2 protein-coding genes are annotated in these 1,872 nt (G+C 40.9%); one reads left to right on the forward strand and one right to left on the reverse strand.

The window, feature by feature from the left end; genetic code table 11:
• Positions 1-1,154: FISUMP domain-containing protein (locus E1176_RS01675; RefSeq protein ID WP_281349505.1), on the forward strand; the 1,154-nt coding region annotated here is incomplete at its 5' end.
• Positions 1,155-1,333: 179 nt separating this feature from the next.
• Here E1176_RS01675 and E1176_RS01680 read toward each other — a convergent pair.
• Positions 1,334-1,825, reverse strand: a complete 492-nt coding sequence (locus tag E1176_RS01680; protein WP_155208844.1) for a SixA phosphatase family protein — start codon at positions 1,823-1,825, stop codon at positions 1,334-1,336.
• Between the last annotated feature and the right edge of the window lie 47 nt (positions 1,826-1,872).

Below are 1,872 nucleotides of genomic sequence, written 5' to 3' on the forward strand. Positions count from 1 at the left end.
CAGATCTTTGTGCTGATGTTACTATATCATTTGACATCAACCAAACTGGTTGCAATGAAGTAACTGTAGAAAATACCACAGGTGGAGAAGGTGCTTATAAGTATTCTATAGATGGTATTAATTTTCAGTCTAATGCTGAATTTTCTGGAGTGGCTAGTGGGGCCAACACGATTACTGTAAGAGATGTTAATGGATGTGAAGCTGAAAAAAGCATTGCCATAGAAGATGTCAACATCACTTTTGATCTTGTGCAAACAGGTTGTGATAAGGTGACTGTAAAGAATATTCAAGGTACTGGTGGCGGTGATGTTGCCTACTCAATCGATGGAGAGAATTTCGATACTTTACCAACTTTTGAAGGATTGACCGGTACCGAGTCAATCACCGTGAGAAACGCTGATGGTTGTACTGCGACAAAAGCAGTGGAGTTGGCAGAAGAGTTGACTTTAGAGGCATCAGCAGATGCATTTACAATTACTGCAGCAGCTGCAGGAGGTGTTGGACCGTTTCAGTACTCTATTGACAAGGGTGCTAATTTTCAAACAGAAGCAACTTTTGAAGTTGGTGAAGCCAAAGACTATACGGTAGTAGTAAAAGACGAAAATGGTTGTGAAGCTACTGCATCAGTTACAGCAGAAGAGGTGACCACTACAACTGACTCCAGAGACGGACAGACCTATAGAGTAGTGAAAATCGGTACTCAAATCTGGTTTGCAGAAAACTTTAATTTAGATACGAATACTTCTGATTCTACTTCTTCGTATTACTATGATAATGACCAAGCATCTTACGAAGAGCAGTATGGCCGATTATACACCTGGTATGTGGCCAAAGAAATTGCCCCTGAAGGTTGGGAGTTGCCATCAATAAGTGATTTTGAAACTCTTGTCAATACTGTTGGTGGATCTGATACGGAGGCAGCAACCAAATTGAATGTTGGTGGTAGTTCTGGGTTTCATTCAGAATTTGGAGGAGTTTCTGACGGCACCTCGTTCTATGACCTAGGAAACTTTGCAACGTATTGGTCAAGTGACTCAGATGCAACTGATACAGGAAGAGGTCAATATTTTGCTACTTTTAGTGCCCCAGATATTCAATTTTCAGATATTAAGAAAAGTGCAGGTGCTTCAGTTAGGCTTCTAAAAATACAATAAGCATTAGTATTTGGCTTAATTACCCACTGGTCGTAGTATCCGCTACGACCAATTGTGGCACAATGTTGGCTTAGTTTATATTAAGAAGATATAACTATAAAATACACTAAGCAGTAATAATAAAAATGTCCAGAAAAGCACAAACGCACCGTTTGTGCTTTTTTTATATCACTGAATGGCTATTTGTTTTTTGGGAAATCGTAGTGTGTTCTTTTCCCCTTTCCGTATCCTACATCTTTCCATGAGTCAACATCAAAGGAGCAGGCAAATACACCACAGGTAGGTATATTGTAAATGTCTGAGTGTGTGAGCTCATTGGCAAAGTCGGTAAACCCAGGGTTATGACCAAATAGGCAAACCGTATTCCACGTGTCGTCAATCCCCTGAACTACACGCAGCAGCTCGCTTACTCCTGCATGATAAACCCTTCGGTCTGTTTCGATTGCCTCCTTTGGGTAGTCGAGGGCTTTTGCAATCATCTGGCAGGTAGTGAGCGCTCTATTTGCCGGGCTGCTCAACATCAGATCAGGAAAAAGACCTTTGTTCTTTAATCGTTTACCCATGTCAGGGGCATCGCGTTTACCTCTTTTATTTAAAGGTCGCTCCGCGTCTGAGAGCTCAGGAAACTTCCAGCTCGATTTAGCATGACGAATGAGATAAAGCGTTTTCATAAATATTCTTGGCTTGCTTTACATTACCTGACTTATAATACAAAAAA

The sequence above is a fragment of the Fulvivirga aurantia genome, assembly GCF_009711475.1.
Taxonomy (GTDB): domain Bacteria; phylum Bacteroidota; class Bacteroidia; order Cytophagales; family Cyclobacteriaceae; genus Fulvivirga; species Fulvivirga aurantia.